Annotated in this window: 15 protein-coding genes; 9 read left to right on the forward strand and 6 right to left on the reverse strand. The window is 66.5% G+C overall.

The genetic code is table 11. From position 1 onward, the window contains the following. Positions 1-56 precede the first annotated feature (56 nt). Both AOZ53_RS02385 and cyoE read left to right on the forward strand, forming a co-directional pair. Complete coding sequence (locus AOZ53_RS02385) at positions 57-536, forward strand: hypothetical protein (RefSeq protein WP_054431832.1); 480 nt, start codon at positions 57-59, stop codon at positions 534-536. A gap of 256 nt (positions 537-792) precedes the next feature. Beyond that, positions 793-1,665 carry a heme o synthase gene (gene cyoE, locus AOZ53_RS02390; protein WP_054486715.1) on the forward strand — a complete coding sequence of 291 codons (873 nt, stop codon included), beginning with the start codon at positions 793-795 and terminating at the stop codon, positions 1,663-1,665. Here the strand turns inward: cyoE and AOZ53_RS02395 are convergent. From AOZ53_RS02395 to AOZ53_RS02410, 4 genes are read right to left on the reverse strand one after another with little or no spacing between them, the layout of a single operon-like run. After that, a complete protein-coding gene (locus AOZ53_RS02395; RefSeq protein WP_082385476.1) occupies positions 1,653-2,597 on the reverse strand; it encodes a LysR family transcriptional regulator in 945 nt (314 codons plus the stop codon). The genes cyoE and AOZ53_RS02395 overlap by 13 nt on opposite strands. A gap of 57 nt (positions 2,598-2,654) precedes the next feature. Then, on the reverse strand, positions 2,655-4,091 hold the full coding sequence (locus tag AOZ53_RS02400) for an efflux transporter outer membrane subunit (protein ID WP_054486716.1): 1,437 nt from the start codon (positions 4,089-4,091) through the stop codon (positions 2,655-2,657). Next, positions 4,088-7,267: an efflux RND transporter permease subunit gene (locus AOZ53_RS02405; protein ID WP_054431829.1), complete on the reverse strand. Its 3,180-nt coding sequence runs from the start codon at positions 7,265-7,267 to the stop codon at positions 4,088-4,090. Before AOZ53_RS02405 ends, AOZ53_RS02400 begins: the two co-directional genes overlap by 4 nt. A 36-nt stretch (positions 7,268-7,303) precedes the next feature. Beyond that, positions 7,304-8,488, reverse strand: a complete 1,185-nt coding sequence (locus tag AOZ53_RS02410; RefSeq protein WP_054486717.1) for an efflux RND transporter periplasmic adaptor subunit — start codon at positions 8,486-8,488, stop codon at positions 7,304-7,306. Positions 8,489-8,961: 473 nt separating this feature from the next. Between AOZ53_RS02410 and AOZ53_RS02415 the strand changes: the two genes are divergently transcribed. Together AOZ53_RS02415 and AOZ53_RS02420 are read left to right on the forward strand one after the other, a co-directional pair. Then, positions 8,962-9,960 carry a GlxA family transcriptional regulator gene (locus tag AOZ53_RS02415; protein WP_054431827.1) on the forward strand — a complete coding sequence of 333 codons (999 nt, stop codon included), beginning with the start codon at positions 8,962-8,964 and terminating at the stop codon, positions 9,958-9,960. A gap of 79 nt (positions 9,961-10,039) precedes the next feature. After that, on the forward strand, positions 10,040-10,330 hold the full coding sequence (locus AOZ53_RS02420; RefSeq protein ID WP_054431826.1) for a hypothetical protein: 291 nt from the start codon (positions 10,040-10,042) through the stop codon (positions 10,328-10,330). Positions 10,331-10,465: 135 nt separating this feature from the next. On the opposite strand, the gene AOZ53_RS02425 is transcribed toward AOZ53_RS02420, so the two are convergent. Continuing rightward, positions 10,466-10,900, reverse strand: a complete 435-nt coding sequence (locus AOZ53_RS02425) for a hypothetical protein (protein ID WP_156333187.1) — start codon at positions 10,898-10,900, stop codon at positions 10,466-10,468. A 266-nt stretch (positions 10,901-11,166) separates the two neighbouring features. Here AOZ53_RS02425 and AOZ53_RS02430 point away from each other — a divergent pair, with 266 nt between their 5' ends. The 5 genes from AOZ53_RS02430 to AOZ53_RS02450 all read left to right on the forward strand — a co-directional run bounded on the left by AOZ53_RS02430 (position 11,167) and on the right by AOZ53_RS02450 (position 14,628). After that, positions 11,167-12,123 (forward strand): Bug family tripartite tricarboxylate transporter substrate binding protein, encoded by a 957-nt coding sequence (locus AOZ53_RS02430; RefSeq protein ID WP_054477694.1) that lies wholly within the window; start codon positions 11,167-11,169, stop codon positions 12,121-12,123. Between the two features lie 2 nt (positions 12,124-12,125). After that, complete coding sequence (locus tag AOZ53_RS02435; protein ID WP_054486719.1) at positions 12,126-12,761, forward strand: glutathione S-transferase family protein; 636 nt, start codon at positions 12,126-12,128, stop codon at positions 12,759-12,761. A gap of 13 nt (positions 12,762-12,774) precedes the next feature. Beyond that, entirely contained in the window at positions 12,775-13,557 is a 783-nt protein-coding gene (locus AOZ53_RS02440; RefSeq protein WP_054431822.1) for an aldolase, read from the forward strand. A gap of 134 nt (positions 13,558-13,691) precedes the next feature. After that, positions 13,692-14,246, forward strand: coding sequence for a helix-turn-helix domain-containing protein (locus tag AOZ53_RS02445; RefSeq protein ID WP_006390110.1), 555 nt, complete (start codon positions 13,692-13,694; stop codon positions 14,244-14,246). 16 nt (positions 14,247-14,262) lie between these two features. After that, a complete protein-coding gene (locus tag AOZ53_RS02450) occupies positions 14,263-14,628 on the forward strand; it encodes a cupin domain-containing protein (protein ID WP_054486720.1) in 366 nt (121 codons plus the stop codon). A 70-nt stretch (positions 14,629-14,698) separates the two neighbouring features. Here AOZ53_RS02450 and AOZ53_RS02455 read toward each other — a convergent pair whose 3' ends face one another. Further along, complete coding sequence (locus AOZ53_RS02455) at positions 14,699-15,067, reverse strand: hypothetical protein (protein ID WP_054431820.1); 369 nt, start codon at positions 15,065-15,067, stop codon at positions 14,699-14,701. Positions 15,068-15,262 lie beyond the last annotated feature (195 nt).

A 15,262-nucleotide genomic window follows, 5' to 3' on the forward strand; every position in this document is an offset into this window, starting at 1 on the left:
GCGTTACAAGGGTCCCGTGGATACCCGATTCAGATAGCCGATCCGAGAAAACCGACATGACATCGCTGCAACAACGCTTCCTGGATCATCTTGCCGCTCGCGGCTGGACGGTGCGCCGGACGACGCCCGACCCGACCGCCGCGGCCGCGCCGGGCGACGCGCACGGCTATGGCGCATTCCTGGCGACCTTCACCGAATTGCACAACGCGACCCAGACACGCTGGTTCCTGAGCGCGGCCGACCATGACGGCACGGGGGACAGCGCTTTTCCTTGGCACGCCCTGCGCGATATCAGCCTGGAGGCGGCGCTGGACGATGGCGGCCGGCAGGCGGTCCTGGACTTCTGGAGCCAGCACACGCCGATCTACATGAGCGTTGCCGGCGACTACGAATTCCTGGCGATAGAACGCGACTCGGGCCGCATCGTGCACGGCATCGAGCCGGAATTCGAGGACACGCGCGACGTCGCCCCGAGCATCACGGCCCTGTTCGAAGACATGATCGCGGGCCGCGCCATGGTCATCGGTTTTTCGTGACGTCGGGATCTGCGGGATCCATGTCCGAAACTTCACTTTCGTGCACCGTTGCACAGAGGCTATAAAGCTTGCGGCGCGAAGGAAAACTCCGTGGTCCAGATAATTCCTCGCGTCGCATTCGACCGTATCGCCGTGGCCATTCATAGATCCGACAGGCCCACGCGTTAGCCCACGAGCGGCGCGATCACGGTCATTCCTGTCATCAAGCCTGTTCGGCTGCTTCTTGTTCGCGCCCACATCGGTGCGGCGCATTTTCATGTATCGAACTTATCTCGAATTGGTCAAGCCGGGCATTGTGGCCGGCAATCTGATATCTCTTGCCGGAGGCTACCTGCTCGCATCGCAGGGCGTCGTGGATGCAAGTCACCTTGCACTGGTGATATCCGGCGCAGCGCTCGTGATCGGCTCCGGCTGCGCCGCCAACAACGTGATTGACCGTGATATCGATCGGCTCATGGAACGCACCTATGCGCGTCCGATGGCTACCGGGAGCATTTCGATAAGGTCGGCGCTCGCCTTCACCTGTATTCTGGCTCTCATCGGGTTCTCGCTGTTGTATGCCGCGACGCATCGAATTGCGCCGCTGTTCCTGATGCTCATCGGATACGTTGTCTATGTCGGCCTGTACTCGCTTATCCTGAAGCGCAGATCGGTCCACGCCACGCTGGTCGGCAGCATATCGGGGGCGATCCCTCCCGTGGTGGGCTATTGCTCGGTGCGTGGAACCCTCGACACCGCGGCTGTCGCGCTCTTCGTGATCTTCGGGATATGGCAGATGCCTCATTCGTATGCCATCGCCCTGTTCAGGTGGAAGGACTACGAAGCGGCGTCCATCCCCGTCCTGCCCCTGGTGAAGGGGCGACATCATGCGAAGCGGCGTATCGTCCTGTACATCGCCGCCTTTCTCGTGGCCGCGCTTGCGCTTCCTGCGTTGGGATACGTGGGAAATCTCTACCTCTCAACGGTTCTCCTGAGCGGCGTCTACTGGCTGAAAACCGCGCTCGCGGGGTTCTCGGCCAGCGATGATGCGCGCTGGGCGCGGCGGGTGTTCGCGGCTTCCATCGCGGCGGTGGTACTGATCAGCGTGGCCATGTCCATCGATGCGGCTCGAGGAATTCAGCATTCCTGAAGATTGGGACGAATGAAATCCAGAAACGCCCTGACTCTCGCCGGCGCCTGGCGCGTGGGGAGCAGGGCGACCAGGGGAACCTGGGGCAGTGACCATCGCTCCAGGACATGGACAAGCCTGTCGCCGCTGGCTTCTCCGGCCTCGAACTTCAAGAGGGGCCCGACTCCGACTCCCGCGCGGACCAGGGATCGGATCATGCCGGAATCGCTGGCCGCCACCTTGCCCGATACCTGGACCCTCTCTTCCCGCGTGTCTGAGCGCAATACCCATTGGAACTCGCCTGTCGGCGCGCCGACCAGGCATTGATGCCGGGCCAGGTCGGCCGGCGTCCGCGGCGCGCCGTGTCTGTCGAGATAGGCGGCGGATGCATACAGGCGCGGCGTCATTGCGCTGATGACGTGGGCGATCAGGCTGGAACTCGGCTGCGGGCCGAAGCGCAGCGCGATGTCGCAAGTGCTGCTGATCGGGTCGACGCGCTGATTGCCCAGTTCGAAATGGCAATGGATGTCCGGATACCGGCGGTGGAAGGCGTCGATCACCGTCGGCATGAATACCTGGGCCAGCGAGGCCGGCAGCGACACGCTCAGTTGCCCGCCGGGACAGGCGATGCCGGCCTGCAACTGCTCATGCGCGACGCGCGCTTCATCGATGAGGTCCCGGCAACGCTCGAAGTAGAGCGCGCCGGCCTCGGTCAAGCCGATTTTCCGGGTGCTGCGCTTGAGCAGCGGCATCCCCAGATCGCGCTCCAGTCCGCTCACTCGCCGCGACAGCGTCGAGGGAGGCACGCCGAGCGCGGCGGCGGACAGGCTGAAGCTGCCCCGCCGCGCGACCTCGACGAACAGGGCGATGTCGTTCAGCTGTATGGTCGCCCGGGGCGCATCGGCCGATGCGCGGGCCACGGCGGGTTTCGCGGCCCGGCGTTCTGTTTTCATGCCTTACGCCCTCCGTCCAGAAACAAGCCGCCTCGAACCCATCCGGAAGACCGCGGGCTACCTGGCAACCACACGGTCGGCGCTGACAGACTCCCAGCCCCCGCCGAGCGCCTTGAACAGGTCCACCTGAGCATTTACGACCCGCGCTTCACCCTCGGCAAGCTGCGCCTGCGCGTCGGCGTAGGTGCGCTCCGCGTCCAGCAAGGCCAGGCTGTCGGCGCGCCCCTCCCGCGCCTGCGCCCGGACGATGCGCGCCACCTTCTCCGCCTGGTCCCGGGCCGCGGCCAGGGACACGCGCCGGTCCAGGCTCCGGGCGTAGTTCGAGAGCGCGGTTTCCGTCTCGCTCAAGGCCTGTATCACCGTCCCGTCGAACGCCGCCAGCGCGGCTTGGGCGTCGGCGGTGGCGCCATCGATACGGGCGCGGATCGCTTCCTGGTTCGGGAACGACCAGGACAGGAGCGGACCGGCCAGCCAGCGTAGCGGGCCGCTGCCGAAGAAGTCGTTCAGGCCCAGCCCGGCGGAGCCGACCGACGCGCCGATGGAGACGCGCGGGTAAAGCGCTGCCGTCGCCACGCCGATCCGGGCCGTTTCCGCCGCCAGTCGTCGCTCCGCGGCGCGCACGTCGGGACGCCGGGCGAGCAGAGCCATGCCGTTGCCGACAGGGATGGGCTGCAGGACCGTGGGCGGCGCCGCGAGCGCGGCGGCTTCGGGCGGGAGGTCCCTGGGCGATCGGCCGGTCAGCAGCGAGAGCCGGAACAGCTCGGCCTGGCGCTCGGCGACGATCCTGGGGATGTCAGCTCGTCGCTGGTCCCGAAGCGCCGCGATACGCGCGGTGTCCAGGGAAGTCGTCAGGCCCGCGTCCTCCCTGCTGGTCGTCACGCTGACCGAGCGTTCCAGCAGTTCCACGATCTGTCTTGCCACGGCCAGGCGATGCGCGGCGCTGGCGGCGCCCAGGTAGGCGCGGGTCGTCGCCGCCACGGTCGATACCCGCACGGCGTCCAGCTCGGCCTGCGCCGCCTGGTAATCGCCCCGTGACGCTTCGATGTTCCGTCTCACGCGGCCGAACAGGTCGACCTCATACGCCACGGATAGACCCGCATCGACAACGGTATTCTCGCGATCGACGCCGGGCGCGGCCTGGATGGCGGATTGCCGCTGCCGGTTCGCGCTTGCGCCAAGTTCGGTGCCCGGCAGCCGATCGGCGGAGGTTTGGCGAAGTTGGGCGCGCGCGCGGGCCAGCCGCGCGATCGCCACGCGCACGTCGGTGTTCGAGGCCAGGGCATCCTGCACCAGCCTGTCCAGCACCGGGTCCTCGTATAGCCTCCACCAGTCCGGGGAAACGGGAACGGCGTCGGGCGCGGTCGCATCGCTTCGGGACAGGAACGGCCCCGCCGCCGAAACCGGGATCGGCGGCTTTTCGTAGTCCGGGCCGACCGCGCACGCGCTCAGGAGCAGCGGTGCAACCAACATGGATAGGATGTGCAATCGAGTCACGTGAGGGTTCCTGGTTGGTCGTGTCGCGGTTCCAGCGAGCGGGCGCCCGCCCGTCGGGACAGCCGATCTCCGAGCGTGCGGCAAACGACGTAGAACGTGGGGGTATAGAGCAGGCCGAAGACGGTGACGCCGACCATGCCAAAGAAAACGGAGGTGCCCAATGCCTGCCTCAGCTCGGCGCCCGCGCCCGAGGCCACGAGCATGGGCACGGCGCCAAGAATGAAGGCAAAGCTCGTCATCAGGATCGGGCGCAAGCGGGTCTGCGCGGCGCGCACCGCCGCGGCGGCCGGGCTCAGGCCGTCTTCCTCTTCCGCCTGTTTCGCGAACTCGACCACCAGGATCGCGTTCTTGGCGGCAAGGGCGATCAGCACCACGAGACCGATCTGCGTCAGGACGTTGTTGTCCATCCCGCGCAGATTGACGCCGACCATGGCCGCAAGCAGGCACATGGGGACGATGAGGATGATGGCCAGGGGCAGGGTGAGGCTTTCATATTGGGCGGCCAACACCAGGAACACGAACACCACCGCCAGCGCGAAGACGAGGCCTGCCGTGTTGCCCGCGATCTTCTGCTGGAACGCGATGCCCGTCCATTCGTAGCCGTATCCCGAGGGCAGCGTCTCGCCGGCGAGCCTTTCCATCGTGGCGAGCGACCTGCCCGTGGAAGAGCCCGGCGCGGTGTCTCCGTCCACCTCGACCGCGGGGAACAGGTTGTAGCGCACCACCCGGAACGGCCCGGTTTCGCTCTTGAACGTGGCCACCGAGCCGATGGGCACCATTGCCCCGCTGTCGGAGCGCGTCTTCAGATTGGCGATGTCGGATTCGCTGTTGCGCTGGCCTTGTTCGGCCTGCGCGATCACCCGGAACGTGCGTCCCAGCAGGTTGAAGTCATTCACATAGGCCGATCCCAGATAGACTTGCAGCGCTTCGAAGACGCGATCCGGCGGGACGCCCAGCGCCTCGGCCTTGCGCCGGTCGATGTCGGCGAAGATGCGGGGCGTGGCTGTGTTGAAGAACGAGTAGACCTGCGATAGCCCCTCGGTGCCGTTCGCCTTGGCCATGAGCTGATCGGCAGCCGAACCGAGCGGCTTGTAGCCGTGGCCGCCACGATCCTGCACCATCATCCGGTAGCCGCCCGCCGAGCCGATGCCGTCGATCAGCGGAGGGGGAATGATGAGCACCCGCGCCTGATCAATGTCCGCGACGGACTTGCGGGCTTCATCCAGGATGGCGCTGGCGGGGCGGGACCGTTCTTCGAATGGCTTGAGCGGGATGAAGGCGGTGGCGGTGTTCGGCGAATTCGTATTCGACGCGGCGTCGTAGCCGGGCAGCATGATCGTGCCGCGAATCCCGTCGATCTTCAGCAGCCGCCTGGATACCTCCTGCACGACGGCATCGGTGCGCGCCAGCGAGGCGCCCGGCGGCAGTTGCGTGATCGATATCAGATAGCTCTGGTCCTGCGCGGGAATGAAACCGGTGGGCGTGACCCAGAATATGCCTATGGTTGCCAGCACGAGTCCGCCATAGCTGACCAGGACGCGCTTCGGACGCGCCACCAGCCACTGCGTCAATCGGCCATAGCGGGCGCTGAACCGGTCGAATCGCTCATTGAACCCGTCGCCGGCAAGCTGCAGGCGCCGGACGAGAGGATGCCGGCTTTTCTCCTTTTTGTGTGGCCGCAGCAGCACCGCGGCCAAGGCAGGCGACAGCGTCAGCGACAAGACGAGGGAAATGACGGTGGCGCCGGAAATGGTGAGCGCGAACTGCTTGTAGAACGCCCCGGAAAGGCCGGTCAGAAAGAACGTGGGAATGAATACCGCGCAAAGCACCAGCACGATGGCCACCAGGGCCGCCGACACTTCGTCCATCGAGACGCGCGCGGCTTCCAGCGGGCTCAGGCCCCGCGCCAGGTTTCGTTCCACGTTTTCCACGACGACGATGGCGTCGTCCACGACGATGCCGATCGCCAGGACCAGGCCGAACAGCGACAGACTGTTCAAGCTGTAGCCAAACACGGCCAGCAAGGCGAAGGTGCCCACCAGCGAGATGGGAATCGCCACGACGGGGATGATTGCGGCGCGCCAGTTCTGAAGGAAAACGAAGATGACCAGAACAACGAGGGCCGCGGCTTCGAAAAGCGTCTCCCGGACCGCTTCGGTGGATTGCGCGATGAAGCGCGTCGAGTTCCACATGATCCGGTACTCAAGACCGGGTGGAAACGCCTTTGCCGCCGCCTGCATCTCGCGTTCGAGGGTGATGCCGGTCTCAAGCGCGTTCGTGCCAGGCCGCTGGAAAATGGCGATCATGACCGATGGCTTGCCCGAAAGATAGGAATTGGTTCCGTAGTCGTCGGCGCCCAGTTCGACGCGCGCGACGTCGCGAACGCGCGTCTGGCGGCCAGCGGAATCCGTGCGGATCACAATGTCGGCGAACTGCTCCGGCTCGCTCAGCCTCCCCTGCGTTCGGACGTTCAGCTGGAAGGCCTGGGCGCCCGGGTTGGGCGGCTGGCCCAGCGCCCCGGAGGCGACCTGCACGTTCTGGGCGCGCATGGCGGCGACAATCTCCCCGGCCGTCAGCTCAAGCGCGGCGGCGCGCCGCGGATCGATCCAGACCCGCATGGCCACTTCGCGGCTACCGAAAATCCGGGCCTCGCCGACACCGTCGATGCGGCTCAGCTTGTCGCGCAGCTGGGTGAGCGCGTAGTTCGAAAGATAGGCTTGATCCAGCGAGCCATCCGGAGAGACCAGGTTGATCGCCATCAGGGCGCTTGGCGAGGTCTTGCGGGTGGTGACTCCCAGCCGCTGCACCTCTTGCGGCAGGCGCGGCACGGCCGCCGCAACCCGGTTCTGCACGAGCATCTGGGCGGCGTCGAGATCGGTCCCGACCTTGAACGTAATCGATATGGCCACCTTTCCGTCCGCCGTGGACTGGCTGGACTGGTAAAGCATGTTCTCCACGCCATTGATTTCCTGCTCGATGGGCGCGGCAACGGTTTCCGCGACGGTTTCCGCCGAGGCGCCGGGGTAGGTGGCGGAAACGACGACGGTGGGCGGAATGATGTCCGGGTATTGCGCAACGGGAAGCGCGAAATAGGAGATCGCACCCACAATCGTGATGACGATCGCCAGCACCGCGGCGAATATCGGGCGCGTAATGAAGAAGCGCGACAGGCGCATGAGATTTTTTCCTTTATGGCAGCCGCCGGGGCCTCGTTACGACGCGAACGCCGGTGGTTCCGGCTTCGTTTGCACCTTCGCGCCCGGAATGGCGTGTTGCAGTCCGCCGACAATCACTCTGTCGTCGGCGGCCAGGCCGGCACGCACGATCCGGAGCCCGTCGACGAGCGGGCCGAGTTCGACGGTCCTGACCAGTACCGTGTCCTCGGCGGAAACGGTGAGAACCGTCTTGCGCGTCTGATCGATCTGGACCGCGGAGTCGGGAATCAGCAAGGCAGGCGCGCCGGCCCCGCTTGCCAGCCGCATGTTTCCGAACAAACCGGGCGTCAGGAACAATTTCGGATTCGCGACCACGGCGCGCATTCGTATGGTCCCCGAGCGAGGGTCGATCCCGTTATCCGTGAAGTCGAGCTTTCCGCGCCAGGTGTAGTCGGGTTCATCCTGAAGCCGCACCTCGACCTGGGTTTGCGCCGCGCTCGGTTCCCCGGCACGCATGGCTTTCAGGTACAAGGCTTCGGATGCGTCGAATGTGAAATAGATCGGGTCCAGCGCATTGATGGTGGTCAGGCGGGTGCCGTTTCCCGCTTCTCCACTCATGACCAGGTTGCCGGGGTCGACACGGCGGTCGGAAACCCTGCCCGTTATCGGCGAGCGCACCTCCGTGAATTCCAGCTCGAGCGACTTCAGCGCAACGCGCGCTTGCGCGCCGGCAACGTCTGCCGTGCCGGCCCGCACGCGCGCCTGCAACTGATCGATGTCGCTCTTTGAAATCGCGCTGTCGCCCACCAGCCGCTGCGCGCGAGCGAGGTCGGCGCGCGCGAGCTCGAGTTCGCTGGTCGCGCTGGCGAGGCCGGCCTGCGCCTCCGCGCAGGCCGCCTTGTAGGGGCGCGGGTCGATGGAAAAGAGCAATTGGCCCTGTTGGACGATTTCGCCGTCCTTGAAATGCACCCCGACGATCTGGCCAGACACCCGGGGCCGGACTTCCACCCGGCGACTGGCCTCGAAACGGCCGACATAGTCGTCCCATTCGATGACGGTGCGCTGTACCGGCAATGTGACGGAGACCGTGGGAAGCGCGACCGCGCTGACTGCCAACGACTTTTTGGGGGGCAGAAGAAACAAGGCGCAGGCCGTCGCCGTGGCGAGTCCCGCGGCCAGCAAAGCCATGCGCGGGAATACCGGTTTTTTACCCGTGCGGGAGGAAAGGCGTGGATGGGTCATGCGGCCGCTCTCCGCGCAAGGTAGGACTTTCTATGGTTCATGTTGGATGTCGCTCTGTAAGAGAACTCGGATGCGCCATGCGTGCTGGCGCCGGCCGTCATCAAACGGCCCGCCGCCGGCATGGGCGTTGTCGTTGACCCGGAACGCTCCGCGCAGCGGTGGGGAGGCGCCCGGCGATGGGCGCCTGGCGTCTTCCGGGCCTTCAACGTGTGAGGATTCTCCCGCTGGCGCGCCGATGCCAAAAGGACTTAGTTCCCTCCTTTTTCGCCACGACGGGTCTGGAGGAACGCCAGCATGCATCGATGCATGGGCAATGCCATCCGGCTTGCCTGCGCGCCGCGCCACATGTCTTTTTTTGAGGGATATATGTCTTACTGGCCACCGCGCGGGCTGGGTAACATCAATCCCGGGCCACGCGCCGGCCACGGCCAGGATGCGGTGGAACCGACTTCCGAACGTGGTGCAAGAGTGTCATGAACCCAATCTCATCCAGCGCGAGCCGCACGCGGCGGGACATTGCTTTCCTCGTATTCCACGATTTCCAGATCCAGGACTTGACGGGGCCACTGGCGGCGTTCGAGGTAGCCGGCGGGCTGCTGGGCGACGATTCCTACCGATACCAGGTCATATCGCTGGCTGGAGGGCCCGTTCGAAGCTCGGCAGGCCTGGAAGTCACCACGCAAAGGGCTGGGTTTTCCGCCTGCGACACCGTGATCGTGGCGGGCGCCGGCCTTGGCGCCTACCCCGACGCGGCATTGCCGGAAACCTGCGACTATCTGAATCACGTCGTCGCCAAAGGCGCCCGCCGCATCGCAAGCGTCTGCACGGGCGCCTTCATATTGGCGGCAAGCGGCCTTCTTGACGGCCTGTGCGCGACGACGCACTGGAAATACGCCGCGCGCCTGCAACGCGAGTACCCCCGAGTGAAGGTGGATGGCGATCGGATCTTCACCCGAGAGGGCGGCATCTGGACGTCGGCGGGTGTCACCACCGGCATCGACATGGCGTTGGCCATGATCGAAGAGGATCATGGCGCGGGCCTGTCTCACGCCGTTGCCCAGATGCTGGTCGTCTACCATCGCCGGCCCGGCGGGCAATCCCAATTCTCGGCCATTGCCGATATGGAACCCGAGTCGGACAGAATTCGCACGGTGCTGACTTATATTCGCGAACACCTGCATGAATCATTGTCGACCGAGCTTCTGGCCTCCGTCGCCTGCTTGAGTCCGCGGCAGTTCGGACGCGCATTTCTGGCCGAAACGGGGGAGACGCCGGCCAAGGCCGTCGAACGCCTGCGCGTCGAGGTGGCCAGGCAACGCGTCGAGCGCGGCGCGGAGCCGATCGAGATCATCGCTCACAGAATCGGCTTCACCGATCCCGAAAGAATGCGCAGGGCATTCATTCGCGTGCTGGGGCATCCCCCGCAGAGCATCCGGCGCATGGCCTCGCGGCAGGCGCCGCTGCTGGCCTGACGCTGTTTCGGGAGGCATCGTGGCGACTGGCGCGGAGCAACGTAAAATGGCAGGTCTTCAGCCTCCACATGCCTGCCTTATGAACCTTGACCGACTGCGCCGCGAATTTCCCGACTTCGACATCACAACCCTGCCGCCCCTGCCCGAAGGGTACGTCGATGCGTCGAGCTACATCGATGCCGCGCCGTCATTCGAGAACCGGGAACGCGGCTTGAAGGTGTATGTCGACTACGCCGACTATGCCGACCGCGAATCCGGCAGAAGCCAGCGCTTCTGTGTTTCGCGCTACGACGAGGAAGAGGGCGACTTCGACGATGTCGCCCTGTCGACCAATGATTGGGCCGAAGTCGTGCGCTTCCTGACCGCCTGAATGCCCTCTTCCGGGGGGATCGGCTTCGGCTCCGATCGTCGGATGATCCCCCCCCCGCGACCGCTTGCGCTCACTGGGTCTTTATTGATTTGGACGGCTGCTGTCCAACCTGGACCGCGCGATAGAAAAGCAGGCTCAACATAAGCCCTGATGGCGGTACTCACCCGGTGCGCCCAGCACGGCGCAGAACTTGTGGTTTTCGCCGGAATAGGCGTGCTTGGCGTGGATGGTCAGCGTGCCTCCGGCCAACCCGACCTTCTTCGGATTGCAAGACCAGAAGCCGCTGGAGATTTCGTTGTACGACGCCCTGGCGACCAGGCGCGGCGGTTGCCCGGGCTGCGTCTTTCCGGATGTCGTAGTAGCCAGCCACTCGATCCAGACACGGCAGCTCACATGCTCGAAGCCCACGTTCTCCAAGATCACCCGGTAGGAGCCCTGGCCGTCGCGGGAATGCCAACTTCCGCCAGTCAGCGTCCCCAGGATCTCCGCTTGATCCGCGTCAGTCTCCGCGATGCAGGGAGCCGCCACCAGGAACGAAAGGCTTAGCAACGCTGCTGCAAGAATTTTCATGGTTCGGATGGCCTGTCGAGAATCGGCGTGAAAGGAGTGATGGACGACGCGGCGGCGTTTTATGGACTGGATGACAAGCATAACCGGCAGGTATTGGAGCAAATCGGCCGGCTTGGACTGCCGCGCTAACAACGCCAACAAAAAAGCGAACCTTACTCCCGCCCCTCAGGGATTCCCCCAATCACATTTCCCTTGCGGAAAATCAATGCTCTATAGGACACTTTGTGTCATAGCCGCAATCAAGCGGCGGACACAAGGGGAATCCCATGAAGCGCATCATCATGGCCGCCGCGTTGGCGCTGGCCGCAAGCGGCGGCGCGCAGGCCGCGTTTCCGGATCATCCGATCCGGCTGGTGGTGCCGTTCGGCGCCGGCGGCATCACCGATATCGTGGCGCGCCAGGTCGGCAAGGGCATGGGCGATGCGCTCGGGCAGAGCGTGGTGGTGGAGAACCGGCCCGGCGCCGGCGGGGTGATCGCGGCCCAGGTGGCGGCCACGGCGCCGGCCGACGGCTACACGATCTTCATGGGCACGGTGGGCACGCAGGTGGTGAACCCGCTGATCTACGCCAAGCTCAGCTACGACCCCGACAAGTTCGCGCCGGTCGGGCTGGTGTCCGGCTCGCCCTATCTGCTGGCGGTGCGCGGCGACCTGCCGGCGGCGAATTTCGCGGACTTCGTGGCGTACGCCAAGGCGCATCCGGCCAAGCTGAATTTCGGCTCGGCGGGCACGGCCAGTTCGCCGCACCTGGGGCTGGAGCTGCTGAAGCTGACGGCGGGCGTGGATATCGTGCACGTGCCGTTCAAGAGCGGCAGCGAGGCGGTCAACGCGGCCATCGGCGGCCAGGTGGACGTGGTGATGGATGCCAGTCCGGTGATCATGCCGCACGTGGCCTCGGGCAAGCTGCGCGCGCTGGCGGTGGCGGCGGACCAGCGCCTGCCGTCGGCGCCGCAGGTGCCGGCCGCGGGCGAGGCCGGCGACGCGGGGCTGCAGATCAGTTCCTGGAATGCGTTCTTCGCGCCGGCCGGCACGCCGCCGGCGGTGCTGGAAAAGCTCAACGCGGCGCTGCGCCAGACGCTGGCCTCGCCCGATTTGAAGACGCGGCTGGCGGCGCAGGGCACGCAGCTCTACACCGGCGCGCCGGACGAATACCAGCGCTTCATCGCGGCCGAAAAGAAGAAGTGGGCCGAGATCGTCAAGCGCGCCGACATCAGGATGGATTGACCATGACGACGCACCCCCTGGCGGGACAGCCGCTGGAACTGGCCGACACGCTGCGCTCGGGCAATGCCTGGAAGATCCGGCTGGCCTGCGGCTACATGGGGCTGGCGCTGACGCGCCGCACCTTCGACATCGTGCAGGGCGACCTGGAGACCGAGGCGTTCGGCCGCATCAATCCGTGGCGCCAGGTGCCGGCGCTGCGCACGCCGGAGGGCGCGTGGCTGGCGGAGTCGCAGGCCATCCTGTGGTATCTGGGCCAGGGCACGCCCTGGCTGCCGGACGGGCGCTTGGCGCAGGCGCAGGTGGCCAGCTGGCTGAGTTTCGAGCAGACCCAGCACATGCACGCCTTCGCGCAGCCGCGGCTGCTGATCCACCTGCGCGGCACGGCGTGGGCGGATGACGCGGCGATGGTCGAGTGGCGCCGCATCGGCATGCGCGCGGCGGCCTGGATGGAGGAGCATCTGGCGGGCCGCGCTTTCCTGGTGGGCGAGGCGCCGACCATCGCCGACATCGCGCTCTATCCCTACACCAGCATGGCGGAGCAGGGCGGTTACGACCTGTCCGCCTTTACCCACATCAACGCCTGGCTGGCGCGCATGCGCGCCCTGCCGGGCTTTACGCCGTTGTTGGAAACGGCATAGCGAGGAGTCACAGATGGCCGATACGATGCACTTGGGAAAGGATGAACTGATCGCGCGGGCCAAGGCCGAGATGCAGCGCCAGTTCGACACGCCCGACTGGACGCTGCGCGAGCGCCTGGCGCTGACCTGCCGCATCCTGTTCGACGGCGGGCACGATTCGGGCCTGGCGGGCCAGATCACGGCGCGCGCGCCGGAGCCCGACCGCTACTACACGCAGCGGTTGGGCCTGGGCTTTGACGAGATCACGGCCGGCAATCTGCTGCTGGTGGACGAGGACCTGCGGGTGCAGGAGGGCGGCGGCATGCCCAACCCGGCCAACCGCTTCCACTCGTGGATCTACCGGGCGCGGCCGGACGTCAACTGCATCATCCATACGCACCCGCTGCACGCGGCCTCGCTGTCGATGCTGGAGGTGCCGCTGGAGGTCTCGCACATGGACAACTGCCCGCTGTACGGCGACGTGGCGTTCCTGAAGGACTGGCCGGGCGTGCCGGTGGGCAACGAGGAAGGCGAGATCATCTCGGCGGCGCTGGGCGACAAGCGCGCCATCCTGCTGTCGCACCACGGCATGCTGGTGGCCGCGGGCACGGTGGAAGAGGCCTGCGTGCTGGCGCTGCAGTTCGAGCGCGCCGCCCGCATGCAGCTGCTGGCGATGGCGGCCGGCAAGATCCAGCCGATTCCGCCGGCGCTGGGGCACGAGGCGCACGACTGGATCCTGACGCCCAAGCGCTCGCAGGTGGGCTTTTCGTATTACGCGCGGCGGGCGCTGCGCCAGCATCCGGACGTGCTGGGCTAGGGGCTGCCGAGGCGCCGAACCGGCGCGGGGGGCCTGCCGCGCGGGCGGGCCCAGGGACGCGGCGGGCGGGCCGGCTCGACGCGGGGGCGGCTTTCGGGCATGCTTATTGGTCGTTATCGCGACTTTTCCCGCCCATGATCGACCTGCCTCACCGCCTGCGCGCGCTGCGCCGCCAGCAATCCCTGTCCCTGGAACAGCTGGGCGAGCGCACGGGCCTGACCAAAAGCTACCTCTCCAAACTGGAGCGGGGCCTGAGCGAGCCTTCGATATCGACCGTGCTGCGGCTGGCCGAGGCCTACGGCGTGGGCGTGTCGCAACTGGTGGGCGGCGACGGCGCGGCGCAGGATGAGGTCGTCAGCCTGGTGCGGGTGGCCGATCGCGAGGTGCTGCAGCGCCGCGGCCTGGGCAACGAATACCACTACGAATCGCTGGCCGGGCGCCGCAAGGTCAAGGCGATGGAACCCTTCATCGTGCACCCGCCGCGTGAATTTCCCGACGCCGCCGCGGTCTTTCCGCATCCGGGCGAGGAATTCCTGCTGGTGCTCAAGGGCGCCATCGAGGTTCAGGTCGGCGAACGCGAGTTCCGCCTGGACGCCGGCGATTCCCTCTATTTCGATTCCGAACTGCCGCATCGCATGCGCACGGTCAGCCGAGGCGCGGCCGAGGTGCTGGTGGTGGCGGCGCATTGATTCCAAGGAAAGCGCAGTGAAGCATGATCAATCGCGGCTGGTCCGCATCGATGCCGGCCCCATGAAGAACCCGGTGCCGGGCAAGCCCAAGCGCCCGCTCTCGGGCGACGCGGCGTTCCGCACCGTGACCGCCTTCGAGGGCAACGGCGGCCGCGCCGAGGCCGGCGTGTGGGAAAGCACCGCCGGCAGTTTCCAGTCCAACACCACCGGCTACATCGAGTTCGGCTACATCGTCGAAGGCGCGGCGCGCCTGGTCGATCCGGACGGAACGGTGCACCAGCTGACCGTGGGCGAGGCCTTCGTGATGCCGGAGGGCTATACCGGCCGCTGGGAAGTGGACCAGTTCGTCAAGAAGATCTATTTCATCAGCCGCTCCGCCTGAGGCCCGCTCGACAATCGCCCGCCACGGCTCGAACAGGGCCGAGGCGTGCACGCGCGACGGCGCACGCCCGTTACGGCGCGGGCCGCTGCGGGTAGGCCGAGGTGCCGAAGGTGTTGCCCATGCGGTTGCCGATGGTGGCGGGCGTGGGCAGGCCCATCTGGTTGGGCGGCCGCTGCGTGATCGCTTCGGAGCCGAGCGTGGGCGGCGGCTTGGGCGCGGCGTCGGGCGCCATTTTCTGGTTCAGGCAGTCATACGACAGGGCATGGTAGCCGTTGACTTCGGTGTCGATGCAGGCCCGGGCGGCGGGCTTGGCCGCCGGTTGGGCGGCCTGGGGAGCCGGCGTGGGCGTCGCCTGGGCGCCCGCCAGCAGGGGCGTTGCCGCCAGCGCCGCCAGCAACAGCAGGCTGGCGCGGCGCGAAGAGGGGCTATGTGTGCGCATGCGGGCTCCTTTGAAAAGGCCCGGCGGCCCGGGGCCGCCATGCCGTCAGTATAGGGACGGATGACGCCGCGCAGGTGACGATTGCGTGGCGGCCCGCCGTGGCGCGGATGTGGCGTGTCACGATTGCGTCATTCGCGCGTCCTAGCATGGCGCCTTTCCTACGAGACGGGTGCGCGGGCGCCCGTGGCAACGGCC

Source organism: Achromobacter sp. 2789STDY5608621 (assembly GCF_001299375.1).
In the GTDB taxonomy this organism is placed as follows: Bacteria; Pseudomonadota; Gammaproteobacteria; order Burkholderiales; family Burkholderiaceae_B; genus Achromobacter; species Achromobacter insuavis.